We start from the raw sequence: 24,055 nt of genomic DNA, 5'->3' as shown, positions 1-24,055 counted from the left end.
GAACGGTTTCACGACCGTTCCGGCCGATCGTTTGACACTCTTGAGGGGCGCGAGCGATCGCCGCGCATGGAGCCATGACGCAGAATGTCGAAAGAACAGTAGGCTTACCTCCGCCAATCCCCGAAACTCCCGTCTCCGTTCGTCACCACCCCGTGGCGAAGAACGACAACGAAGACGCCAGCCGCTACCGCCTCACCATCGAAGCCGTGGGCGACCATCAGTTTGTCTACAAGGTCCTGGACCGCGTGACGGGCGAGGTGATCCGCCAGCTTCCACGTGAAGAGGTTGAGAAGCTCAGCCGCGACCCGACCTATCGCGGGGGGAGATTGATCGACACAGCCGTCTGAACCATCGGACGCTGAAATAGAAATGCCCGACGCCGCCGGCTTGCCGGACGGCGCAATCATGGTTTCATCGCCATTAACCATGTGCTTACGACTCATGGTTAATCGTGCAGGTCACAGAACGTCCGGGGCTTGAAGCCATGACCACCAGCATTCACACCAACACCTCGGCGATGATCGCCCTGCAGAATCTGAATCGCACCAACGACCAGTTGGCGTCGACCCAGAGCCGCGTGAATACTGGCCTGAAGGTTCAGGGCGCCAAGGACAACGCCGCCGTCTGGGCGGTGGCCCAGGGCCAGCGTGCGGATCAAGGGTCGTTGGAGGCGGTGACCACCAGCCTCAAACGCGCGACCTCGATCGCCGACGTGTCGCTGGCTGCCGGCGAGCAGATTTCGGACATCCTGCTGGAGCTGAAGCAAAAGGCGACGTCTGCGGCGGATCCCAGCCAAAGCGCCGCCTCGCGGGCGTCCTATAACCAGGAGTTTCAGGCGCTTCTGGGCTCGATCCAGTCGTTCGCGGACAACGCGATCTTCGACGGCGCCAACATCCTGGACGGGGCCGCGACGACCGACCTGACATTCCTGGCGAGCGCGGATGGCAAGGAGACCATCGCGGTCAAGCGCCAGAATATGTCTCTGGCGGGCCTGGGCCTTGCCGCCAACTCATACGACTCGGACAAATCGACCGCAGCGATCGACGCGTGGACGAACAACGCCGGCACGCCGGAGGACGAGACGCTGCTTAACGCCGCGCCGGATCTGCTGACCCAGGAAAAGGCGCAGTTCGCTCTGCGACGCGTCAACGACGCCATCGCCGTCGCCAGTTCTCGCCTGTCAGAGTTGGGCGCCCAGGCCAAGCAGATCGAACGACACACGACCTATGTCGGAAAGCTTTCCGACTCGCTGGAGGCCGGCATCGGCAATCTGGTGGATGCGGATCTGGCCAAGGAAAGCGCGCGTCTTCAGGCCTTGCAGGTTCAGCAGCAACTTGGCGTCCAGGCCTTGTCGATCGCCAACCAGGCGCCGCAGATCATCCTGTCGCTGTTCAAGGGCTGATCCCTACAGCTTAACGGTTCCTTATCGACGCCTGCCGCAGGATAGGGTCGGAGCCGTCTGAATGATCAACAACAGCTATCTGCTGGGTCTTTACGGGGTGACGACGGACACGTCGTCGTCGGGCTTCGGCACGGGTGCGACGGTCAAGGCCAAGAAGACCCAGCCGACGGCCCCCTGGTCCTCGACCACGACGCCGGCGAAGGCCAGCGATCTGGTGCGGGCCGCCCTGGGCGGGCGTCGGCTGATCGACGAGAGCAATGTCAGCCTGGATCTGGCAGGCGCCTCAACCGACTATCGCAAGATGTTCGCCCTGTATCAGGGGCTGACTACGCTCGGCGCCCTGGCCGATCGGGCGGGTGTAAAGGGGATTGCTTCGTCCGAGGCGACCCTTTTGGCGAAGCGCTTCGGCGACGGCCTGGCGGAGATGTCGGCCTACCTCAAGACCGCCAGCTTCGAAGACGTCCGGCTGGTGCAAGGCGTGGCGAAGACTTCGGTCAAGAGCACCTATGCGCTCGAGCGGGCGCCGACCAGTTTCGTATCCTCGCCCTTGCACGACGGCGATCCGACCGCCTCGGTCAAGGCGTTCGAGGGGGACGTGAAGTTCTCCATGACGGTCAAGGCCGCAACGGGCACACAAACGGTCGACCTAAACCTGGCCGAAATGGGGACGTCCGATCGGTCGATGGTCAATGTGGTCGATTACATGAACGGCAAGCTGGAGGCCGCAGGCGTCGCCACGCGCATCGCGTCCCAGCGCATTCCGGCCGAGCCCAAGACGTTCAAGAGCGGAACCAAGACGATCACCCTGCCGGCCGGGCCGGACAAATGGGCGCTGCAGGTCAACGGCGGGACGGGCGAGGCCCTCAGTTTCCAGGCCGTAGACACCTCGGACGCCGTCTATGTGACCCAAGGGGTTGGCAAGACCGGCGCGGGCCAACTGCTGAAGTTCCAGGCCGACGGCGGCGCGGCGCCGGCGGCCCAGCAAGGGGTGGACGATCCGTTCTGGGTCGAGGGCAGGGTGGGGCACGCCGATCTGCCGGACGGGGTCGCCGCGGTGAAAGCCAGCGCTGTGGCGCCGGATGGGTCGGTCTGGCTCGTCGCCGAACTGACGGCGGGCGACGCCAATCAGCCGATCAAGGGCGCGCGCGATGTCGCCCTGATGAAATACGATTCCGCCGGCAATCTGATGCAGACAAAGCTGCTGGGCGCGGCGTCTAGCGCCAACGGCTTTTCCATCGCCATCGACGGCGACGGGCGGGTCGCCCTTGCCGGATCGGTGACTGGGGCGCTGGAACCCGGCAAGAGCGGCGACAGCGCGGCCGTGGCCGACAGTTTCGTTTCGGTGTTCGACAACTCGGGCCAGGAGTTGTGGACCCAGCGGCGTGGCGCCAAGGCGGCGGACGAGGCGACCGAGGTGCGCTTCGGCACCGACGGGGTGGTCTATGTCGCCGGTCGGTCCAAGTCGGGAATGCCGGGCAATGCGGCCTTGGGCGGCTGGGATTCCTATCTCCAGGCGTTTCGCGAGCAGCCGATCAAGATCAATGGCCCCGATGTCGGCGTGAACATCTCGACGGCGCAGTTCGGCACGGACGGCGACGACTCCGTTCAGGCCATGACGGTGTCGGGAAACGACCTCTACACGGCTGGCGTCGAAAACGGGAAGGCGGTCGTTCGCCGCTTCACCCTGGACGCGGACGGCGTGCCGAGCCTGGCCTCGACGCGCGACCTGGGTTACGCCAACGGCGCTATCGCGGGCATCGCGGTGGAGAACGGCAAGGTCGTCGTGACAGGCCACACCGAAAACGCCGCCCTCGACATCGGCACGGTGACCAATGCCCACGCCGGCGGCAGCGACGTCTTCATCGCCACCTTGTCGGCCGATCTGCAGGCCGCAGGAAGCGACCAACTGACCTATTTCGGCGGGGCGGGCGCGGACACCGCCGCCGACGTCGCCATCAAGGACGGCAAGGTCTGGATCACCGGCACGAACCGGGCGGAAGGCGCCGGCAAGGAAGACCCCACGTCAGGCTACCTGGCCCAGATCGACCTTACGACCGGAGCTGTCCAATCCAATCGGACCTGGCGAGCGGATGGCGACCAGGCCAAGCCGACCAGTTTGAGCATCGCGGCAAACGGCGCCAGCGTGCTCGATCGCCTCGGTCTGCCGCAAGGCCAGATCATGCAGGCCGACTCCAAGCTGCTGACTGTCGCGACGTCGGCGCGGGTCGGGGATCAGTTCTCGATGTCGCCTGCAAGCGGCGGCCGCGCCGTGACGGTGACGATCGACGCCAAGGACACGCTGGAAAGCCTGGCCAAAAAGATCAACGCCGCATCCGGCCGTCAGCTGGAAGCCAAAGTCATCACCGACCTGAAGACCAAACCTGTCGTCCAGCGGCTGGAGATCAAGACAGCCGCCAACAGGGAGGGGGCCATCATCTCCGCCGGCGCGATCGGCAAGGACGCCCTGGGCGCGCTGGGTCTGACGCCCGGCTTCGTCGGTCCGGTTAAGCCGGACAAGGATGCGATGAAGACCTTCGGGCTGAACCTGCCGAACACTCTCAGCTTGAACGATCCGGCCTCGATCAAGGCGGCGATCGATTCGCTGGCCCAGGCCATGACGGCGGTGCGCTCGTCCTATCGCGCCCTGGCGCCGTCGACAGGCGCCATCACCAACACCCAGACCGGCTCCGGCTCGTCGACCGCCTATCAGCAGACCCAGCTGGCCAACTATCAGGCCGCGCTCAGCCGCCTTATGGCCTGATCGCGATCGGGACCGGTCAAGGCGGTTGACGCCTGAGGCCGGGTCGGGGTTATTGGCCTCCTCATCCGCGAAAGCCCGTTCATGGCCCTTCCGAAAGACAACCGCGTCATCCTGTTGGTCGGCGCCGGCGTGGCGATCGTCATCGCCGTCGTGCTGGCCCTGATCTTCACGGGGGGCGGCGACAAGACGCCGGAGGCGCCGCCGGCGTCCAAGGGCGGTCTCGTGGTCAATCTGGCCGAGGCGCCCACGCTGGAGCCGACGCGCGAGTTGCGCTGCTTCGTCGATGGTCAGTTCGTCGGCATGGCGACGCTGGCGGTCTGCGCCCAGCGCAACGGTCTGGCGACGGACGCCCTGGATGTGGGTCTGGACGCGACCGGCGCCCTGGCCGCCGCGCCGACTGCGGCCTTCGCGCCGCCGCCCCAGCTGCCCGCGGTTGAAATGGCCGAGACCTCGCCGCCGGCGGCTGTGGAACAGACGCCCGCGCCCCGTCCAACGCCCGTGGTCAGCGGCAGCCCCTGCCTGCGCCACACTGGCTCTGACTGGCGCACCCTGTCGCCGAACATGAGCCTGAACGCCTGCGTTCAGGCGCTTTATGCGGGAACCTGCGTCGGGCCGGGCGATGCCCAATACGGCCGTTGGGGGGACATGACCCTGCGCCTGGTGCCGCGTCGGGTGGAACAGTCGGGCGACAACGCCCGTTTCAGAACCCTGGCCGAGCAGGATCGCAACTGCCAGTTTCCTGGGATGAATTGATGCGTCTTGCCATTCTCGCCGCCGTCGTCGCCGGAACCGCTTTGCTGAGCGGCTGCTCCAATGAACCCAAATATGAGTTCGCCCAAGGCGCCTGCTACTTCGTGGCGACGCCGGACAATGCGCCGCCGCGTCTGCAAAAGATCGCCGACGACCAGCCCCAGCTCGAACAATGCGCCGCGCGGCTGGAGGAGATGCGTCTTCGCTTCCTGCGCATGGGTGGGTCGAACCAGGAAATCGCCGGCGCCTATCAGGGCCGCTTCATCTTCGTGGACCGCGAGGGGGTCAAGATCGGCAAGAGCCTGAACGGCAGCCGCTTCTTCGCCATGGCCCGCACCGGCGACGGCCGTTTGGCCATCCCTGGGGCCATCCAGCGCGATGAGGCGGGCCGTCCCATCGCGATCGCCGCGGACCCTGCCGCCAAGTAGGGCTTGCGCGGAAAGAGCAAAGGTGGAGCATTTTATTAATGATCCACCGTTTTGGCGGGTTGGATGTCGAAAGCGGCTGGCGGTGACGGGCTGCTCCGGTCAGACATCGGACTGAATTGACGGGGCGGACGAAGTCGTTGCCGCCTCACACGAGAAGGAAGTTTCCATGGCGGGCAGCGTCAACAAGGTCATTCTGGTCGGCAATCTGGGCCGCGATCCGGAAATCCGCTCCATGCCGAACGGCGACCGCATCGCCAATCTGTCCATCGCCACGTCCGAGACCTGGCGCGACAAGTCCTCGGGCGAGCGCAAGGAAAAGACCGAGTGGCACCGGGTCGTCATCTTCAACGACAACATCGTCAAGGTGGTCGAGAACTATGTGAAGAAGGGCTCGACCGTCTACATCGAGGGCGCGCTCCAGACCCGCAAATGGACCGACCAGCAGGGCGTCGAGAAATATTCGACCGAGATCGTGGTCAGCCGCTTCAAGGGTGAACTGACCATGCTGGGCGGCCGTTCGGAAGGCGGCTCGTCGGGCGGCGGTTACGGCGGCGGCGGTGGTCGCGGCGATGACGACTATTCCTCGGGCTTCTCAACCGGCGGCGCCAACAAACCGAGCGGCCCCAAGGAAAGCTACGACCTGAACGACGACATCCCGTTCTGAGGTCAGGCCGTTGTGGCGGGGGCCTTACAGCTATCGTGAGGATCCCGCCGTTCCGGCCTTTCCGGACGACCGGCCCCTGGTTCTGTTCGATGGCGACTGCGCGCTCTGCTCCGGCTCGGCGCGCAAGATACTGAAGCATGACAGGGCAGGGAATATCCGGCTCGCGCCGACGCAGTCGCCTCTGGGTCGGGCGCTCCTCGTCCACTACGGCGTGGATCCCGACGATCCCTATACGATGCTGTTGATCCAGGACGGCGTTGCGCGCGTGCGGTCCGACGGCGTTCTGGACATCGCCGCCCTGCTGCCGCCGCCCTATCGGCTGGCCGTCGTCGGGCGGATCGTGCCGCGGATCGTGCGCGACACCCTCTATGACTTCATCGCGCGTCGCCGCCGCCGGTTTCCCGGCGCGGCCTGGTGCGCCATGCCGCCGAAAAGCGTCGATCTGACGGACCGGGTGCTGGGATGAGTGGACGCGTGCTGGTGCTGGGGGCCAACGGCTTCATCGGCTCGCATGTGGCGGCGGCTCTGTCGTCGGCCGGCTGGTCCGTTTGCGCCGGGGCGCGCCGTATCGCCGAACCCGTCCGTCGCGCGCCGACGTTCGACTGGGTCGTCGCCGACTTCGCCAAGCTGACGACACCCCGGGCCTGGGCGCCGCTGCTGGTCGGCGTGGAGGCGGTGGTGAACTGCGTCGGCGTGCTTCAGAATGGGGCGGGCGACAGCACGCGCGCCGCCCATGTCGATGGTCCCCGCGCCTTGATCGCCGCGTGCGAGGCGGCGGGCGTGCGGCGGCTGGTGCATATCTCCGCCGTGGGCGCGGACGACGGGGCCGGCACCGACTACGCCCGCACGAAGGCCGAGACCGAGCGAATGATCGAGGCCAGCGGCCTGGATTGGCTGATCCTTCGGCCGTCGCTGGTGGTCGATCGCGCGGCCTTCGGGGGCACAGGCCTGATCCGGGCGCTGGCGGCGTTTCCGTTGTTCAGCCCGGTCGTGGGCGGCGACCAGATTTTCCGCCCGATCCCGCTGGGCGACCTGTCCGCCGCCGTCGTCGCAGCGCTGAAGCCCGCCGCGCCGTCGCGTCTAACGCTTGATATGCCGGGGCCGGAGCCGGTGACCATGGTCGAGACGATGCGTCTTTATCGCGATTGGATGGGGTTGAGCCCGGCGCCGGTGATCCGCGTTCCGCGTGTGCTGGCCGCGCCCGCCCTCGCGATCGGAGATATGCTGGGTCGGTTGGGATGGTCCTCGCCGATCCGCACGACGGCGATCAAACAGATGGACCACGACGTGTCTGGCCGCGACAGCGGCTGGGCGCAGGCGCTTGGCGTGCCGTCGCGCGGATTCACACGCTTCCTCGCCGAGACCCCAGCCTCGGTTCAGGACGTCTGGCACGCGCGGCTCTGGTTCGTGCGGCCGATCTCAATCGTGACCCTGGGCCTGTTCTGGTTGATCACCGGCCTGATCAGCTTCGGCCCGGGTTGGGACCGCGCCGTCGCCATCCTGCATGAGGGCGGTTACGGCCGCATGGCCGGCCCCATCGCCTGGTGGGGCGCGCTGCTGGACGTGGTGCTGGGGCTGATGCTGTTCGTGCGGCCGTGGACGGCGCGGGTGGCGATCTTCATGTGCTTGGCCACGGTCGGCTATCTGACGGCCGCGACGCTCAGCCTGCCGCACTTCTGGATCGATCCGCTGGGACCATGGCTCAAGGTCCTGCCGATGATGGCCCTTTGCCTGTTCGTGGCGGCGACGGACGCGCGTCGATGACCGCTTATGTGCTGCTCAAGATCGTTCACATCCTGTCGGGCGCGGTGCTGTTCGGCACAGGCGCCGGCATCGCCTTCTTCATGCTGCGCGCTCACGCGACCAAGGACGCCAGGACCGTCGCCGAGGTCGGCCGCATCGTCGTTCTGGCTGATTTCGTCTTCACCGCGACCGCCGTGGTGATCCAGCCAATCAGCGGCCTGGGCCTGATCCATCTGCAGGGCTGGTCCCTGACCAGTCCGTGGCTGCTGGCCGCCTATGGGCTTTATGTCCTGATCGGCGTCTGCTGGTTGCCGGTCGTGTGGATCCAGTACCGGATGATGAAGTTGGCCGAACAAGCGGCAGGGGAGGGCGCCGCCCTGCCGTCCGCCTATCATCGGCTGTTCCGTTGGTGGTTCGCCCTGGGCTGGCCCGCCTTCGCCGGCGTCCTGGCCATCTATTGGCTGATGGTCGCCAAGCCGAACTTCTGAGCGGAAACCTGAGGTCATCCAAAGTGAGCCGACGCGGCAGCCGCGCCGTGCCATAGGGCGGTCATGACCGACGTCCGTTCCGAAATTGCGCCTGCGCCTGCGCCCGCGCCCCTGCCCAAGAGGCCTCACGCCCTGACAGGGTTGGAGATCGCCGCCATCGTGGCGATCATCGTGGTGTGGGGCGTCAACAACGCCGGGGCCAAGCTGGCGACGCAGGAGTTGTCGCCGCTGCTGGTCGGCGCCATCCGGTTCGGCATCGCCACCGCCTGTCTGATCGCCTTCGTGCGGCCGCCGTTCCCAGACTGGAAGAGCCTGATGCTGATCGTGATCATCGGCGGGCCGATCCAGTACGGCCTGGCCTACACGGCCTACTGGCTGGCGACGGACGTCAGCCCGGTGACGGTGGCCAACCAATTGTGGATTCCCTTCACCACCCTGTTCGCCTTCCTGATCCTGGGCGAGCGGCTGTCCAAGGCGGCCTTGGTCGGTATGGGCGTGGCCTTCGTCGGCGTGGCCTGGATGACGCTGGACGCCCATGCGCTGCAGGACTGGAAGGCCATTCTGGTCGCCATCGCAGCCGGCGCCGCCTGGGGCGTGACCACGGTGGTCGCGCGTCGCACCACCTCCATCCCGCCACTGAAGATGCAGGGTCTGCTGGCGCTGGGCGCCTTTCCCGTCATGGCCTTCGGTTCGGCGGTGTTCGAGCATGGCCAGTGGGAGGCGGTGAAGCGCGCCACGCCCATGGTCTGGGCCTCGTTGCTGTGGGCGGGCGTCGTGTCGTCCGTGCTGGCGACGACCCTGCTGTTTTGGTTGGTCCAGCGGCGCGAGGCGGGGCGGGTGACGCCCTATCTGCTGGTCACGCCGGTGGTGTCGATGTTCATCGGCTGGAGCTTCATGGGCGACATCCTGACGCCGCAGATTTTGACGGGATCGGCCATCACCATGGGCGGGGTGGCCCTTGTGGCCCTGGCCGAACGGGGCTTGCGCGCGGGCGCCGCCAAGGCTTGATCTGTTCCTGATCGTTTCAGGAGCCCGCCATGCACCACGCCCCCCTCGACGCCGACCACGTCTCCCGCCGCTGGCTGGGCAAGGCGAAGCACGATCTTGCGGCGAACGAAGCCGTCGTCGTTCAGAGCACCGCCGATCGTCGCCCTGTTTCCGAAGACATCAACGAGACCTTCGACGACCGCCAAACCTTTGGAGAGCGGCTGGCCGATCGGGTTGCGGCCTTCGGCGGTTCTTGGCCGTTCATCATCGCGTTTGGCGTCTTCCTGGCGATCTGGACCGGGCTGAACCTGCTGCTGCGCAAGGAAGCCTTCGACCCCTATCCCTTCATCTTCCTGAACCTGGTCCTGTCGATGCTGGCGGCGATCCAGGCGCCGGTCATCATGATGAGCCAGAACCGCCAGGCGTCAAAGGATCGGCTGGATGCGGGCAATGACTACCAGGTCAATCTGAAAGCCGAGATCGAGATCATGGCCCTGCTGGAGAAGGTCGAACACCTGACCGCCCGGCAGGAGGAGCAGACCGAACTGATGCGCCGTCTGCTCGCACAAAAAGAGACCCGCTGAACGCTGTCCGGCGGGCCATCTTCCGTATCGTAGAAAGACTTAGCTTGCGCTGAGCGCCGCGCAGGCCACCCGGTCGCCGGCGCCGCCGATGGGCTGGGTCGAATGGTCGTCGGGGTTGGCGTGGATGATGATGGCCGAGCCGTCGGCGTCCCACAGCCATTGGCCGGGGCCTTCGGACGAGATCCGGGCGCGGGTCGTGAACAGCTCCGCGTTCACCTTGCCGTCCGCACCGGCCCAGACATTGGGAAGGTCGCCGTCGTCCGGCCCGGCGGCGTTCAACAGGCCGTGCGGAGCCTTGGGCTCGCCGTGGTTGATGTGGGCGCCGGACGAGGTGAAGGGCGCGGCGCATTCGCCGGTCGCATGGATGTGGATGCCGTGCCAGCCAGGTGTCAGACCCGAAGCCTCGATCTTCATCAGCAGGCCGGTCGGCCCCTGACGCAAATCGACGCGGCCGATATTGGCGCCCGAGGCGTTGATCAGAACCGCCTGTCCCGTCGCGCCGACGGGCGCGCGTTCGACGGCCGCCTGGGGCGCGTTTCCGGTCGCGGCGCAGGCGGTTATCAAGGCCAAGGGGGAGGCGAGGAGAAGGGCGGCGGCGAGGCGGGTGGCGCGCATGTCGAAAGTCCTTTCAGAGACGGGCTTTCACGGCGACGTCGCTTTGCCACCGAGGCCCTGGAATGCTAGAAATCGTCACAGCGGATCACGTTCCGATTCCGGCCGCATAAAGCCACGCTTCATTGACCGACGACAGCTACGAAAACGCCGCATCTCCGATCGTTCCGGGAGGCGGCGGCTCCGACATTTCCACGATCACGATCGAGGACGAACTGAAGCGTTCGTACCTCGACTACGCCATGAGCGTGATCGTCTCGCGCGCGCTTCCCGACGCCCGGGACGGGCTGAAACCGGTTCACCGTCGCATCCTGTATTCGATGCACGACCTGAACATGACGCCCGAGCGCAGCTATTCGAAATGCGCCCGCGTGGTCGGTGACGTGCTGGGCCGGTTCCACCCTCATGGCGACGCCTCGGTCTATATGGCCCTGGTGCGGATGGCGCAGCCGTTCTCGATGGGGCTGATGCTGGTCGACGGCCAGGGCAACTTCGGTTCGGTCGACGGCGATATGCCCGCCTCGATGCGTTACACCGAGGCCCGGATGGCCCCGGCCGCCGTCGCCCTGATGGCCGACATCGACAAGGACACGGTCGATTTCCAGCCGAACTACGACGAGAAGGAGCTGGAGCCGGTCGTCCTGCCGAGCCGGATTCCGAACCTGCTGGTCAACGGCGCGGGCGGCATCGCCGTCGGCATGGCGACCAACATCCCGCCGCACAATCTGGGCGAGGTCGTGGATGCGGCCCTGGCCCTGCTGGATGATCCCAACGTCTCCGACGACGCCCTGCTTGACATCGTGCCCGGTCCGGACTTCCCGACCGGCGGCGAGATCATGGGCCGCACCGCGCCGCGCAACGCCCTGCGCGACGGTCGCGGCTCGGTCGTCGTGCGCGGCCGCGCCTCGGTGGAAGAGATCCGCAAGGACCGCGAGGCCATCGTCGTCACCGAACTGCCCTATCAGGTCAACAAACAGACCCTGATCGAGCGCATCGCCGAAATGGTGCGCGAGAAGCGGCTGGAAGGCATTTCCGACGTTCGCGACGAATCCGACCGCCAAGGCATGCGGATCGTAATCGAGCTGAAGCGCGACGCGTCCGGCGACGTGATCCTGAACCAGCTGTGGCGCTATACCGCCATGCAGAGCTCGTTCGGCGTCAACATGCTGGCGCTGAACCACGGCCGGCCCGAGCAGATGGGCCTGCGTCAGCTGCTGCAGATCTTCCTCGATTTCCGCGAGGAAGTCGTCGTTCGCCGCGTCAAGTTCGAGCTGAACAAGGCCCGCGACCGCGGCCACGTCCTGGTCGGTCTGGCCGTCGCCGTCGCCAATATCGACGAGGTGATCCACATCATCCGATCGTCGGCCGATCCGACCGAGGCGCGCGAGCGTCTGCAGGCCAAGGCCTGGCCCGTCGGCGACATGATGGCCCTGGTCGAGCTGATCGCCGATCCGCGCACCGTCATCGTCGAGGGCGACAAGATACGCCTGACCGACGAACAGGCCCGCGCCATCCTGGCCCTTACCCTGTCGCGTCTGACCGGCCTGGGCCGCGACGACATTTTTGGCGAGGCGCATGGCCTGGCCGACACCATCCAGGGCCACCTGACCATCCTGTCGGACCGCAAGAACGTCCTGGCCATCATCCGCGACGACCTGATCGACGTGAAGGATCGGTTCGCCGTTCCGCGCCGCACCCTGATCGGGGAAGGCGACGGCGAGATGGAGGATGAGGACCTGATCCCACGCGAGGATATGGTCGTCACCGTCACCCACGGCGGCTACGTCAAGCGCGTGGCCCTGAACGCCTATCGGACCCAACACCGCGGCGGCAAGGGTCGCAGCGGCATGTCGATGAAGGACGAGGACGCCATCACCGGCGTCTTCAGCGCCTCGACCCACACCCCTGTCCTGTTCTTCGCCACCAACGGCAAGGCCTACAAGCTGAAGACCTGGCGTCTGCCGCTGGGCAATCCGCAGTCGCGGGGCAAGGCCTTCGTCAATCTGCTGCCCATCGAGCCGGGCGACAGCATCATGAACGTCCTGCCTTTGCCCGAGGACGAGACGACCTGGGGCGACTACGACATCATGTTCGCCACCTCGAGCGGCGACGTGCGGCGCAACAAGCTGTCGGACTTCGCCACGGTGAACCGCGCCGGCAAGATCGCCATGAAGCTGGAAGGCTCTGACCGCATGGTCGGCGTCGGCCTGTGCACGGCCGACGACGACGTGCTGCTGACCACGGCGCTGGGCCGCGCGATCCGGTTCAAGGCCGACGACGTGCGCGTGTTCAAGGGACGGGATTCGACCGGCGTTCGGGGCGTGCGGCTGCAGGACGGCGACGAGGTCATCTCCATGGCCATCCTGGGCCGTGTGGACGCGACGCCGGAAGAACGCGCCGCGTACGTCAAACACGCCAACGCCATGCGCAAGGCCCTGGCCGGCGCGGATGCGGAAGAGGACGCGCCTGTTGTCGAGGCCGACGACGAGGCCGCCGGCGACGCCGTTCTCTCGGTCGAGCGGATCGCCGAACTGGGCGCCGCCGAACAGTTCATCCTGACGGTCACTGAAACCGGCTTCGGCAAGCGGTCCTCGGCCTACGAATACCGCCGTACCGGTCGTGGCGGTCAGGGTCTGACGGCCCACGGCCTGGGCGGTCGCGCCGGCACGCGTCTGGCGGCGGCCTTCCCGGTCGAGGAGACGGACGATCTGCTGCTGGTCACTTCGGGCGGTCAGATGATCCGCACCCGCATCGACCAGGTCCGCATCGTCGGCCGCTCCAGCCAGGGCGTCACCATCTTCCGCACCGGCAAGGACGAGAAGGTCGTCTCGGTCGAACGCCTGCCGGAAAGCGGCGGCGCGGATGATGCCGATGTCGCCGGCGACGAGGGCGGCGAGGCCTGATCCGCCTCCGCGCAGCGGAGCAGGGAAGGATCGCTTGAGCATGGAGATCCTGATCGACGGCCTTCCCGCCACGCCTGACGACCTGGCGCACCTGGCCTTGGTCAACTACGGCGCCTACACCTCCTTCCGCGTCGAGCACGGCGCCGCGCGCGGCCTCGACCTCCACCTCGCGCGTCTGGAGCAGGCCGCCGTCGAACTGTTCGGCGAAAGCCCCGGCGAGGCGGAGTTTCGGCGTCTGATGGCGTTGGCCGTCGCCGGTCGTGACGCCTGCTGGCTGCGTGTCAGCCTGTTCTCGCCCGAGATCGGCCATCGCAACCCGACCTACGTCGGCCGACCGAAGGTGATGACCAGCGTCTCCCCTGCGCCGCCGCCGCTGGCGAACCGGGTGCGGATCACCGCCATGCCCAATGAACGCGAGACGCCGCATCTGAAGCATTTCGCCACCTTCGGCCTGATTCGGGCCCGCCGCGCTGCGCGTGCCGCCGGGTTTGACGACGCCCTGTTTGTGGATGGTGAAGGGCGGGTGTCAGAGGGCACGCTGTGGAACATCGGCTTTGTCCAGGGCGACCGGATCGTCTGGCCCCAGGCCCCGATGCTGGCCGGCGTGACCCAGGCCTTGATCACGCGCGGGCTGCCCCAGGTCGGTCTGACCAGTGAAATGCGGCCGATCCGTCTCGACGAGATCGGCGCGTTCGACGCCGCCATTCTTTGCAACAGCGCCACGCCCGTCTGTCCGATCACCGCCATCGACGATGTCGCATTCGCCAATGATCCGGTCTCGCTCGCCAAGGTCGAAGCGGCCTGGAGCGCCCAGGCGCCCCAGCCCATCGCGGATCATGACGATGACGAAGGCGTCAGCTGGCTAGGCCGCTGATTTCGCACCTGCTAAACGACGCTGACGCCACGCGACAGGCCGGGGAGACACGCATGCGCATCGGACTTTATCCGGGCACCTTCGACCCGGTGACGAACGGGCATACCGACATCATCAAGCGCGCGCTGAAGCTGGTGGACCGGCTGGTCATCGGCGTGGCCCAGAACGACGACAAGGGGCCGCTCTTCTCCACCGCCGAGCGGGTCGAGATGCTGAAGGCCGAGATGGCGCCGCTCGGCGGCGACATCGTGGTCCAGCCGTTCTCGACCCTGCTGATGCATTTCGCCGAAGAGCTGGACGCCAGCGTCATCATCCGGGGTCTGCGCGCCGTCGCCGACTTTGAATACGAGTTCCAGATGACGGCCATGAACCAGCGCCTCAATCAGGACATCGAGACCGTATTCCTGATGGCCGATCCGCGCCATCAGGCGATCGCCTCGCGGCTCGTCAAGGAGATCGCCCGGCTGGATGGCGCGATCGACAGTTTCGTCAGCCCCGTTATCGCCGAGCGCGTGCGGGCCAAGGTCAAGAACGGTTAGGGTAGACAAGACCATGCGTACCGCCATCATCGCAGCGACCGTCGCCGCTCTTCTCGCGGCTGGCGCGGCCCAGGCCCCCGCTGTGGCGCAAACGGCGCCGGCGGCGTCCGACTGGCGCACCATTGCGCCGGAAAACCTGCTGGTTATCGATACGTCCAAGGGGCGGGTGCTGGTCGAACTGATCCCCGTCGCCGCGCCCAACCATGCGGAACGCATCCGGACCCTGGCCAACCAAGGATTCTACGATGGTCTGAAGTTCCATCGCGTCATCCCTGATTTCATGGCGCAAACCGGCGATCCGAAGGGCACGGGCGAGGGCGGCAGCGAACTGCCGGACCTGAAGGCCGAGTTCAGCTTCCGTCGTGGGCGCGACGCTGGCTTCGTCGCCGTGCCCAGCGTCGGTGCGGGCGTGCGCGGTCTGGTCGGCGATCTGCCGGTCCAGACCCAACCCGACGCTCAGATGATGGTTACCGCCGACTTCAAGGTCGACGCCCACGGCCTGTTCTGTCCCGGCGTGCTGGGCATGGCCCGCTCGGGGTCGCCCGACAGCGCCAACAGCCAGTTCTTCCTGATGATGGGCGCGCGCGAACAACTGGACGGTATCTACACCGCCTTCGGTCGCGTGGTGTCCGGCCTGGACGTGGTCGGCAAGCTGAAGAAAGGTTCGGACGCCGAGGACGGCAAGGTGACCGATCCCGACATCATGACCCGCGTCCGCATGGCCTCGGCCCTGCCCGAAGCCGAGCGTCCGACGGTGCGCGTGCTGAACGCCGGCAGCGCCGCCTTCGCCGAACGGATCGCCACGGCGCGCGCCGCGCGCGGCGCGGCCTTCAGCGTCTGCGATGTTCAGCCGGTCGCCGAAGTGACGGGCGGCTGAGGCTTTCGCAAACGGGAGAGGGGAAGATGACGATACGAACGATGGCGATGGCGGCGGCCGTGCTGGCTGCGACGGCGGGCGCCGCCCTGGCGCAAGACGCGACCGCAGTTCCCGCGCCTCCGCCGCCGCCCGGCGAATGGCGCACGATCGCGCCCGAGAACCTGCTGGTCATCGACACCAACAAGGGCCGGGTTCTGGTCGAACTGGTGCCCCAGATCGCGCCCGCCCATGTCGAACGCATCAAGCTGCTGGCGTCGCGCGGATTCTTCGACAACCTGGTCTGGCACCGGGTAATCGACTGGTTCATGGCCCAGACCGGCGATCCGCTGGGCACGGGCGAGGGCCAGAGCTGGTATCCCGACCTGAAGGCCGAGTTCACCTTCCGACGTGGCGCGGACATGGCCTTCACCCCGGTGGCGGCTCCGGTCGGCGCCCTGGTCGGCTTCATCGATTCCATTCCGGTCCAGACCCAGCCCGACGCCCTGATGTCCGGCACCAGCGACAAGAAGGTCCACGGTTGGGCGCTATATTGCCCGGGCGTCGCGGGCATGGCGCGTGACGAAGGTAACGACACCGCCAACAGCCAGTTCTTCCTGATGCGTCAGGCCTATCCGGCGCTGGAAAAGCGCTACACCGTCTGGGGTCGGGTCGTGTCCGGTCTGGATGTCGTGCGATCGCTGAAGGCCAGCGACACGCCGGATGGTCTGGTTCAGGGACCGGATCAGATGACCCGTGTCCGCGTGGCGTCGGATCTGCCCGCCGCCGAACGTCCGACGGCCGCTGTCCTCAACACCAACTCCGCCACCTTCCAGACCCTGGCGCAGCAGGCGCGTCAGGCGCGCGGCGCGGATTTCTCGGTCTGCGACATCGAACTGCCGGTGCGCGTGACGCCCGCCGCCTGATCAGGTGGCGGCGGCCGGCCGCCCCCGACCGCGTCGCCGACGCCGTCCCCTCGGCGGTTTCTTGTCTTCGCGCATCCGTTGCAGCAGCAGGCCTTCGCGCAGGCCCCGGTCCGCGACCCGCACGCGTTCCGACGGCCAGGCGCGCTGCACCGCCTCCAGGATGGCGGCGCCCGCCAAAACGAGATCCGCCCGATCGGGACCGATGCAGGCCTCGCGCGCTCTCCCATCGGGCCCCAGCGCCTTCAGGCGATCCGCCGCCGCCTCGCAGTCGGCGCGCGTCATCCACAAGCCATCGACCCGGTCGCGATTGTAGCGCGGCAGATTCAGGTGGATGCCCGCCAGGCTGGTGATCGCGCCCGAGGTGCCGACCAGATGCGCCCGGTTCTGCCGGAACAGCTCGAGCATCGGTTCATCGACGATCCCGCCCGCTGCAATGGCCGCCCCCATGTCGGCGACCATGGCCTCGTACCAGGCCTCGCCGGAGTGCGGCGGCTCGGGATGCCGCTCGGCCAGGGTCACAACCCCCACCGGCGCCGACATCCAGGCGGTGGTCGTCCAGTCGGTTCCGCTGCGCTTCAGCCACGACATCTCGGTCGAGCCGCCACCAACATCGATGACCAGCACCGCCTCGGCCTTGGGGTCGATCAGATTCAGGCATCCCTCGACCGCCAGACGCGCTTCTTCGGCGGGATCGATGATGCGCAGGCGCAGGCCCGTGCCCTTGCGCACACGGTCGATGAAGTCGGCGCCGTTCTCGGCCGCGCGGCAGGCCTGGGTGGCGACGGCGCTCAATCGCGCCGAATCGACGCCCTTGCGCACGATCCGCTCGGCGCACAGGGCCAGGGCGTCATAGGCCCGGTCCATGGCGCGCGGGTCCAGAAGGCCCGTCCGCGACAGCCCTTCGCCCAGCCGCACGATGCGGCTGAAGCTATCGACCACGCGAAAGCCTTCGCGTGACGGCCGCGCGATCAGCAGCCGGCAATTGTTGGTCCCCAGATCGAGCGCGCCATACAGCGGCGCATCTCGACCCGACGCATCCCGCGAACGGGAAGGCTGGGACCGCTCGTCGCGCCGTCGAGGCGCGCCGTGGGTCTCCGGCATGGGCCGTCATCCGTTGTGGGCGGTCCAAAGCGGCGCCCGTCCTGGTCAGCCTAACCCGCCAGGATCGTCCGCGCCAAGCCATTCTGTCAGGAAGATGAACAGACCGGCAGGCATTGGGGTCATGCGCTTACTCGTATGAAGCGTGATGACCCGCATTCAGACCGCACGTTTCGCCATCGGCCAGATCGTACGCCACCGCGACGACGCCTTTCGTGGCGTCGTGATGGATGTCGATCACGCCTATGAGGGACCGGCCGGTGAAAGCGGCCTAGTCAGGCCGGACCAGCCCTTCTACCGCGTCTTCGCCTTGGGCGAGGATGGCGGCTTTGTCGCCTACGCCGCCGAGGGCGCTCTTGAAGACGGCGATTCCGTCCTGCTGCCCGATGACGCCGAGCGGTGGTTCACCACCGACGGCATGGGCCACCACGCTCCGCTGGACGAACGTCTGCACTGACGGTTGGAAGCCGTGGCGGCTCCGGGCTAGGATGGCGGCAAAAGAGGAATACGCCATGTCCGACTTCGAACACGTCTTCGAACAGCCGCCAGAGGGCGCGGCCGCCGACTGGACCATTCCCCAGAACTGGGCCGCCTATACCGAGGTCGAGCACCAGACCTGGGACACGCTTTACGCCCGGCAGATGAAGATCCTGCCCGGTCGCGCCTGCGACGCCTTCATGCGGGGACTGGACGCACTGGACCTGAACGCCGGCGGCATCCCCGACTTCGACGTGATCAATCCCAAGCTCCAGGCCCTGACCGGTTGGACCGTCGTCTGTGTGCCTGGCCTGGTCCCGGATGAGGTCTTCTTCGACCATCTGGCCAATCGCCGCTTCGTCTCGGGCCAGTTCATCCGCAAACCCGACCAACTGGATTATCTCCAAGAGCCCGACATCTTCCACGACGTCTTCGGCCACGTGCCGATGCTGACCGACCCAGATTTCGCCGCCTATATGGAGGCCTATGGCAAGGGCGGGCAGCGGGCGGCCAGCCTGGGCATGCTGCCGAACCTGGCGCGCCTGTACTGGTACACGGTCGAGTTCGGCCTGATGAAGGAGGCGGACGGCCTTCGCATCTACGGCGCCGGCATCGTTTCTTCGGCGACCGAGAGCGTTTTTGCTCTGGACGATCCTTCGCCCAACCGCCTGGGTTTCGACCTGGAGCGGGTGATGCGGACCCTCTACCGGATCGATGACTTCCAGCAGGTCTATTTCGTCATCGACAGCCTGGAAGCCCTGAAAGACGAGACCCTCAAGGACTTCGGCCCGGTCTATGCGGCGCTGAAAGGCAAGGACGACCTCGCCATCGAAACCGTCCTGCCGACCGACCACGTCTTCACCCGCGGCACCCAGGCCTACGCCCAGCGCGGCGGGCGGTTCGCGGCCTGATCGGCGTCAGGTGTGCGTGATCAGACTGTTGTGCTTGGTGTCGCGCATACGGATGAAGGTCAGCAGCGACAGTCCGATCATGCCGGTCACATACCAGAAGAATACGCTCTCGACGCCCGCGCCCTTAAGCCATAACGCCACATATTCCGCCGTGCCTCCGAACACCGCATTGGCGATGGCGTAAGGCAGAGCGACGCCGAGGGCGCGGATGTGGGCGGGGAACAACTCGGCCTTCACCACGGCGTTGATCGCGGTGTAGCCCGAAACGATGACCAGGCCGGCCAGCGCCAAGAGGAAGGCGACGAAAGGGCTCTCGACCGTCGATAGGGTCGTCATGATCGGCACGGTGCACAACACCCCCAGCACGCCGAAAGCGATCATCACGGGACGGCGTCCCACCCTGTCCGAAAGCGCGCCGACCGCCGGCTGAAGCAGCATGAAGACGAACAGGGCCGCCGCGCTGATTTCTGTCGCCGTGTTCTTGGAAAACCCGCTCGTATTGACCAGGAATTTTTGAAGGTAGGTGGTGTAGGTGTAGAAGGCCAAGGTGCCGCCGGCGGTCAGGCCCAGCACCATCAACGCCTCTTTCGGGTGTTTCAGGATCAACTGAACGGCGCTGGATTTCGGGGCGTCCTTGGCCTCGGTCGCCTTATGGGTCTCGTCCAGCCGGCGACGCAGCCAGAAGACGACGACCGCCAGGCCCGCGCCGACGAAGAAGGGAATGCGCCAGCCCCACGACGCCAGCGCCGTCTCGCTCAACGTATTTTGCAGCACGATCAACAGCAGCAGGGCGATCAACTGGCCCGAGATCAGGGTGACGTACTGGAAGCTGGACCAGAAGCCCCGGCGATGCGGCTCGGCCATTTCGGACAGATAGGTGGCGCTGGATCCGTATTCTCCGCCGACGCTCAGCCCCTGCAACAGCCGTGCGAACAGCAGCAGCGCCGGCGCCGCCAGGCCGATCGTGGCATAGCCGGGCGTCACGCCGATGATCAGCGAACCGGTGCACATCAGAGTCACTGAGAGGGTCAACCCCGCCTTGCGACCTTTGCGGTCGGCATAGACACCCATGATCCATGCCCCGATGGGCCGCATCAAGAAGCCCACCGCAAAGACGGCGGCGGCGCTCAGCAGTTGCGCGGTCGGGTCTTCGCTGGGGAAGAAGACCGGCGCGAAATACAGGGTGAATGCCGCATAGGCGTACCAGTCGAACCACTCCACCAGATTGCCGGCCGATCCGCCGACGATATTTCTCAATCGGCGGGCGGGGCTCATGGGCGCTGTGGTCGTCATGGCCGTATCAGCCTCTCTGGAAGGGGTAGAAGTCGGTTCCGAGGTTCAGGATCGTCGTCAACTCGTCCAGCGCGCTGCGGCTTTCCGTGAGCAGGTCAGGATCGGCCAGATCGGCGGGGCGCAGTTCGTCGCGGTACCAGCGCCCGGCCCAGTCCGACAGACGCGCATGCAGATCGTCGGTTAGGCGCACGGCCGGGTTCGTCGCCGCCAGCTCGGCCTCGGTCAGCACGACACGCAGCCGCAGGCAGGCCGGTCCGCCGCCGTTGCGCATCGACTGGCGCACGTCGACGTAGTGCACCTTGCCGATCGGACCGTTGGAGGCGGCCAGCGCTTGCGCCACCGCATGGCTGCGTGGGTTGTCGCGGGTCTCGGTCGGGCAGATCAGGGTCAGGCGATCCTCGCCCGGAACCTGGATCAGCATGGAGTTGAACAGATAGCTCGAGATCGCATCGGCCAGCGGCAGGTCGGCGGACGAGACCTCGACGAAGATCGGCTCGAACAGACCATCGGCCGCGCGGCGGATAGCGGCCTGGGTTGCGGCCGTGTCCTCGAACGCCAGCTCGTGGAAGAAGAGGGTGTCCAGCGCCCCGACGCAGACCACGTCGTTGTGGAAGGTGCCGCCGGCGATGGCGGTGCGGGATTGCTGGGCCAGGACCGGCCGTCCGGCTTCGTGGCGGCGCACGATGGCTTCCGACGCTTCGCGCGTCTGGCGGGCGGGGAAGGGGCCGTCCCAAGGCTCGAACGCCTCGCGACCCCAGACCAGCAGATTGACGCCGCGACCGCCATGCTCGGCGCACAGGCGAACGTGGTTCGCGGCGCCTTCGTCGGCCAGATGCGCGACCGCGGGCAGGGCGTCGTGGACGGCGAACCGGCTGGCGTCAGGAAATAGGGCGTCCAGTGCGCGCTTGGTCTGCCGGTGCTCCAGGCTGCGGTGCAGATTGGTGTGCAGATTGGCCGGCGTGAAATGCACCCGGCCGTCGGCGGCGTCGGCGCTGGGTGTCACGGTTGCGGCGTTGGCGGCCCACATGGGCGAGGCCGAACAGGCGGCGGCGGCGAACGAGGGCGCGCTCCGCCAGGCCCGCTCCAGGACCTGGGCGTCCGAGCCGGCGAAGCCTAGGGTCCGTAGGAAGGGGATATTCGGTCGCTCATGCGGCGGCAGGACGAACTGGGGCAGGCCCAGATCCGCCAGGGTCTTCATCTTGTCGAGGCCCTGAAGCACGGCCGCGCGGGGATTGGACGCCTCGCCCTTGTTCAGGCTGGAGGCCAGATTGCCCGGCGACAGACCGGCGTAGGAATGGGTCGGCCCGATCAGACCGTCGGCGTTGGCCTCGACAGCGCTGATCATCGCAATCCCTTGATCTCGCCTTCGATGTTGGCGACGGCGTCGGCCTCGAAACTGGCGACCGGATAGGCGCAATAGTCGGCGGCGTAATAGGCGCTGGGCCGGTGGTTGCCGCTGGCCCCCAAGCCGCCGAACGGCATGTCGCCGGCGGCGCCGGTGGTCGGACGGTTGAAGTTGACCACGCCCGCGCGGATGCGGCGGATGAAGTGGTCCCAGTTCTTCGGATCATCGCTGACCAGACCGGCGGACAGGCCGTAGCGGGTTGCGTTCGCCGCCTGGATCGCCGCCTCGAACGACCCGACGCGCGTCACTGACAGGAAGGGGGCGAACATCTCTTCGTCAGGTACGTCGACCCCCGTCACGTCGATGATGGCCGGCTTGACGAAAGCGCCCGGAAGGTTGGCGACCGGCCCCGAGGCGCGGATGACCTTGGCCCCGCTGTCGATCCGGTCCTGCAACGCCTTCAGCGCCGCCTCGGCCGCTCGCGCCGAGATCAGCGGGCCGGCATAGGATTCGGGATCGCTGTCCCAAGGGCCAAAGATCAGCCGGTCGGACAGGGCTGCGATGGCTTCGACGATCGCATCGCCCAGCGGTCCTTCCGGCACGATCAGGCGGCGCGCGCACGAGCAACGCTGGCCGGTGGTGATGAAGGCGGATTGAACGGCGATGCCCGCGACGGCCTCTGCATCCGCTGCGTCCCACACGACCAACGGATTGTTGCCGCCCAGCTCCAGCGCCAGGATGACGTGGGGATCGTCTGCGAACTTCCTGCGGAAATGCGCGCCCGCCGCGCCCGATCCGGTGAACATCAGGGCGTCGATGCCGGCGTCCAGCAGGGCCGCGCCCGTCTCACGCCCACCCTGGACCACATTGACCACGCCGGTGGGCAGATCGGCGGCGGCGAAGGCTTCGGCCATCACCTGACCGACCAGTGGCGTTTCTTCCGACGGCTTGAAGACGACGGTATCGCCGGCCAGCAGGGCCGGGACCATATGGCCGTTCGGCAGATGGCCGGGGAAGTTGAACGGGCCAAGCACCGCCGCAACGCCGTGCGGACGGTGCCGCAGGGTCGCGCGGCCAAACGCCGTGTCGCTGGTCCGTTCGCCGGTTCGCTCGTCATAGGCGCGGATCGAGATATCCACCTTGCCGATCATGGCGGCGGCCTCGGTCTTGGTTTCCCAAAGCGGCTTGCCGGTCTCGCGCGCGATGGCCTCGGCGATCTGGGGCGCGCGGTCTTTCAGGACGGCCTGATAGCGCTTCACCGCGTCGATCCGGTCGGCGCGCGGCGCATCGGCCCAGGCGGGGAAGGCGGCGCGGGCGGCGTCGACGGCGGCCTGAACCTGAGCCGGGCTGGCGGCGTCGCCCTCCCAGTTAGTCGCTTCGGTGGCCGGATCGGTGGAGGTGAAACGGGTCATGATTTTACTCGCACAGGGTCTCCGCTGCGCACCTTGAGCGCGGCGGCGGTTTCGGCGGTCAGGTGAACGGCGTCGCCATCGATGTCGGCCTTGGCGCGGACGGCGCGGAATGCGGCGACGCTGTCGGTCGAGATCAGGGCCGGCAGTTCGGCCTCGACGCCCTCGACGATCTGGACCGTCAGGCGCCGAGCGTCACGCACAGTCCGGATATTGTCGCGACCGCAGGCGACGGTCGGACCGGCGTCGAAGATGTCGACCAGACCATTGGGCCGGAAGCCCTCGCTTTCCAGCAGGGCCATGGCCGGCACGCCTTGTGGATGGACCTTGCCGATCACCGCGCGGGCCGGTTCGGGCAGCAGTTCGACATAGATCGGATGCCGCGGGGCCAGGTCCAGGATGAACTGTTTGTCCGTCGAGCCGGTCATTCGATCGGCGTGGTCGAACTCCATCGGAAAGAACTTGTGCGCCACATGGTCCCAGAACGGGCAGGCGCCGTCGGGCGTGAAGACCCCGCGCAGCTCGGCCAGCACATTGTCGGCGAAGAGCTCGGGCTGGGCGCCGATCAGCATGTATCGCGACTGGCTGAGCAGACGGCCCGCGCCGCCCTTTCGCCGATCCGCCTTCAGGAACAAGGATCCGACCTCGGTCCAGCCCGTGCATTCGTTGACCAGAACCAGCGTCTGGTGGTCCAGCTTCACCCCCAGCGAGGGCGACTGGACGGTGTTGTTGACGACGCGGAACGAGAAGAAGGGCCGCTTCAGCCCCACCGTCGCCTTGACCGAGCCGACGCCGTCGATGTCGCCCGTGTCGCCGTCTTCCAGCATCAGGGTGTACCAGGCCTCTTGCCAGGGCACGCGACCTTCGAAGCTCGCCTGACTCAGCTCCAGCCGATCGGCCAGGGCGTCGGGATCTTCAGGCAGGCTGGTGAAGCCGGGGCCGGATAGGATGGCCAGTTCCAGCAGATGATCGAGATCGGCGGGGCCGGCGGGACGGACGACAAGCATT

Annotated in this window: 24 protein-coding genes; 18 read left to right on the top strand and 6 right to left on the bottom strand. The window is 66.9% G+C overall.

Translation table 11 applies throughout. From position 1 onward, the window contains the following. Window positions 1-74: 74 nt before the first annotated feature. The 11 genes from DT343_RS08200 (at window position 75) to DT343_RS08150 (ending at window position 9,807) form a co-directional block, all read left to right on the top strand. A complete protein-coding gene (locus DT343_RS08200; RefSeq protein ID WP_220116517.1) occupies window positions 75-347 on the top strand; it encodes a flagellar protein FlaG in 273 nt (90 codons plus the stop codon). A gap of 137 nt (window positions 348-484) precedes the next feature. Further along, entirely contained in the window at window positions 485-1,402 is a 918-nt protein-coding gene (locus DT343_RS08195) for a flagellin (RefSeq protein ID WP_112862609.1), read from the top strand. A gap of 61 nt (window positions 1,403-1,463) precedes the next feature. Continuing rightward, complete coding sequence (locus tag DT343_RS08190; protein WP_112862417.1) at window positions 1,464-4,163, top strand: transcriptional regulator; 2,700 nt, start codon at window positions 1,464-1,466, stop codon at window positions 4,161-4,163. An 81-nt stretch (window positions 4,164-4,244) separates the two neighbouring features. Then, window positions 4,245-4,916, top strand: coding sequence for a hypothetical protein (locus tag DT343_RS08185; RefSeq protein ID WP_112862416.1), 672 nt, complete (start codon window positions 4,245-4,247; stop codon window positions 4,914-4,916). Then, window positions 4,916-5,341 (top strand): hypothetical protein, encoded by a 426-nt coding sequence (locus DT343_RS08180; RefSeq protein WP_112862415.1) that lies wholly within the window; start codon window positions 4,916-4,918, stop codon window positions 5,339-5,341. The genes DT343_RS08185 and DT343_RS08180 overlap by 1 nt, the downstream gene beginning before the upstream one ends. Window positions 5,342-5,507: 166 nt before the next feature. Continuing rightward, on the top strand, window positions 5,508-6,005 hold the full coding sequence (ssb, locus tag DT343_RS08175) for a single-stranded DNA-binding protein (RefSeq protein WP_017504124.1): 498 nt from the start codon (window positions 5,508-5,510) through the stop codon (window positions 6,003-6,005). A gap of 10 nt (window positions 6,006-6,015) precedes the next feature. After that, entirely contained in the window at window positions 6,016-6,471 is a 456-nt protein-coding gene (locus DT343_RS08170; protein WP_112862414.1) for a thiol-disulfide oxidoreductase DCC family protein, read from the top strand. Continuing rightward, a complete protein-coding gene (locus tag DT343_RS08165) occupies window positions 6,468-7,769 on the top strand; it encodes an SDR family oxidoreductase (protein WP_112862413.1) in 1,302 nt (433 codons plus the stop codon). The genes DT343_RS08170 and DT343_RS08165 overlap by 4 nt, the downstream gene beginning before the upstream one ends. Beyond that, window positions 7,766-8,236: a DUF2269 family protein gene (locus tag DT343_RS08160; RefSeq protein WP_112862412.1), complete on the top strand. Its 471-nt coding sequence runs from the start codon at window positions 7,766-7,768 to the stop codon at window positions 8,234-8,236. Before DT343_RS08165 ends, DT343_RS08160 begins: the two co-directional genes overlap by 4 nt. A 63-nt stretch (window positions 8,237-8,299) precedes the next feature. Continuing rightward, on the top strand, window positions 8,300-9,244 hold the full coding sequence (locus DT343_RS08155; RefSeq protein ID WP_112862411.1) for a DMT family transporter: 945 nt from the start codon (window positions 8,300-8,302) through the stop codon (window positions 9,242-9,244). A gap of 29 nt (window positions 9,245-9,273) precedes the next feature. Next, window positions 9,274-9,807 (top strand): DUF1003 domain-containing protein, encoded by a 534-nt coding sequence (locus DT343_RS08150; protein WP_112862410.1) that lies wholly within the window; start codon window positions 9,274-9,276, stop codon window positions 9,805-9,807. Between the two features lie 39 nt (window positions 9,808-9,846). On the opposite strand, the gene DT343_RS08145 is transcribed toward DT343_RS08150, so the two are convergent. Continuing rightward, window positions 9,847-10,422 carry a superoxide dismutase family protein gene (locus DT343_RS08145; RefSeq protein WP_112862409.1) on the bottom strand — a complete coding sequence of 192 codons (576 nt, stop codon included), beginning with the start codon at window positions 10,420-10,422 and terminating at the stop codon, window positions 9,847-9,849. 122 nt (window positions 10,423-10,544) lie between these two features. On the opposite strand from DT343_RS08145, the gene gyrA reads away from it, so the two are divergent. Genes gyrA through DT343_RS08120 form a run of 5 tightly spaced genes read left to right on the top strand, consistent with a single transcriptional unit; the run spans window position 10,545 to window position 16,514 of the window. Next, window positions 10,545-13,322, top strand: a complete 2,778-nt coding sequence (gene gyrA / locus DT343_RS08140; RefSeq protein ID WP_112862408.1) for a DNA gyrase subunit A — start codon at window positions 10,545-10,547, stop codon at window positions 13,320-13,322. Window positions 13,323-13,362: 40 nt separating this feature from the next. Next, window positions 13,363-14,196 carry an aminotransferase class IV gene (locus DT343_RS08135; protein ID WP_258522527.1) on the top strand — a complete coding sequence of 278 codons (834 nt, stop codon included), beginning with the start codon at window positions 13,363-13,365 and terminating at the stop codon, window positions 14,194-14,196. A gap of 53 nt (window positions 14,197-14,249) precedes the next feature. Then, a complete protein-coding gene (gene coaD / locus DT343_RS08130; RefSeq protein ID WP_112862406.1) occupies window positions 14,250-14,735 on the top strand; it encodes a pantetheine-phosphate adenylyltransferase in 486 nt (161 codons plus the stop codon). Window positions 14,736-14,748: 13 nt separating this feature from the next. Next, complete coding sequence (locus DT343_RS08125) at window positions 14,749-15,612, top strand: peptidylprolyl isomerase (protein WP_112862405.1); 864 nt, start codon at window positions 14,749-14,751, stop codon at window positions 15,610-15,612. 26 nt (window positions 15,613-15,638) lie between these two features. Continuing rightward, a complete protein-coding gene (locus tag DT343_RS08120; RefSeq protein WP_220116516.1) occupies window positions 15,639-16,514 on the top strand; it encodes a peptidylprolyl isomerase in 876 nt (291 codons plus the stop codon). On the opposite strand, the gene DT343_RS08115 is transcribed toward DT343_RS08120, so the two are convergent. Then, the gene (locus DT343_RS08115; protein ID WP_112862403.1) at window positions 16,515-17,615 is read right to left on the bottom strand and encodes a Ppx/GppA phosphatase family protein; all 1,101 of its coding nucleotides are present in this window, start codon (window positions 17,613-17,615) and stop codon (window positions 16,515-16,517) included. Between the two features lie 145 nt (window positions 17,616-17,760). Between DT343_RS08115 and hspQ the strand changes: the two genes are divergently transcribed. After that, a complete protein-coding gene (gene hspQ, locus DT343_RS08110) occupies window positions 17,761-18,069 on the top strand; it encodes a heat shock protein HspQ (protein WP_017504111.1) in 309 nt (102 codons plus the stop codon). 55 nt (window positions 18,070-18,124) lie between these two features. Continuing rightward, complete coding sequence (gene phhA, locus DT343_RS08105) at window positions 18,125-19,000, top strand: phenylalanine 4-monooxygenase (protein WP_112862402.1); 876 nt, start codon at window positions 18,125-18,127, stop codon at window positions 18,998-19,000. Between the two features lie 6 nt (window positions 19,001-19,006). On the opposite strand, the gene DT343_RS08100 is transcribed toward phhA, so the two are convergent. From DT343_RS08100 to DT343_RS08085, 4 genes are read right to left on the bottom strand one after another with little or no spacing between them, the layout of a single operon-like run. Beyond that, window positions 19,007-20,293, bottom strand: a complete 1,287-nt coding sequence (locus DT343_RS08100) for an MFS transporter (RefSeq protein ID WP_112862401.1) — start codon at window positions 20,291-20,293, stop codon at window positions 19,007-19,009. A gap of 7 nt (window positions 20,294-20,300) precedes the next feature. After that, window positions 20,301-21,638, bottom strand: coding sequence for an N-succinylarginine dihydrolase (astB, locus tag DT343_RS08095; protein ID WP_112862400.1), 1,338 nt, complete (start codon window positions 21,636-21,638; stop codon window positions 20,301-20,303). After that, the gene (gene astD, locus DT343_RS08090; RefSeq protein WP_112862399.1) at window positions 21,635-23,050 is read right to left on the bottom strand and encodes a succinylglutamate-semialdehyde dehydrogenase; all 1,416 of its coding nucleotides are present in this window, start codon (window positions 23,048-23,050) and stop codon (window positions 21,635-21,637) included. The genes astB and astD overlap by 4 nt, the downstream gene beginning before the upstream one ends. Next, window positions 23,047-24,054 carry an arginine N-succinyltransferase gene (locus tag DT343_RS08085; RefSeq protein WP_112862398.1) on the bottom strand — a complete coding sequence of 336 codons (1,008 nt, stop codon included), beginning with the start codon at window positions 24,052-24,054 and terminating at the stop codon, window positions 23,047-23,049. The genes astD and DT343_RS08085 overlap by 4 nt, the downstream gene beginning before the upstream one ends. Between the last annotated feature and the right edge of the window lies 1 nt (window position 24,055).

This window comes from Brevundimonas vesicularis (assembly GCF_900445985.1).
GTDB lineage: Bacteria > Pseudomonadota > Alphaproteobacteria > Caulobacterales > Caulobacteraceae > Brevundimonas > Brevundimonas vesicularis_D.
This window is presented reverse-complemented; position numbering and strand designations above follow the sequence as displayed.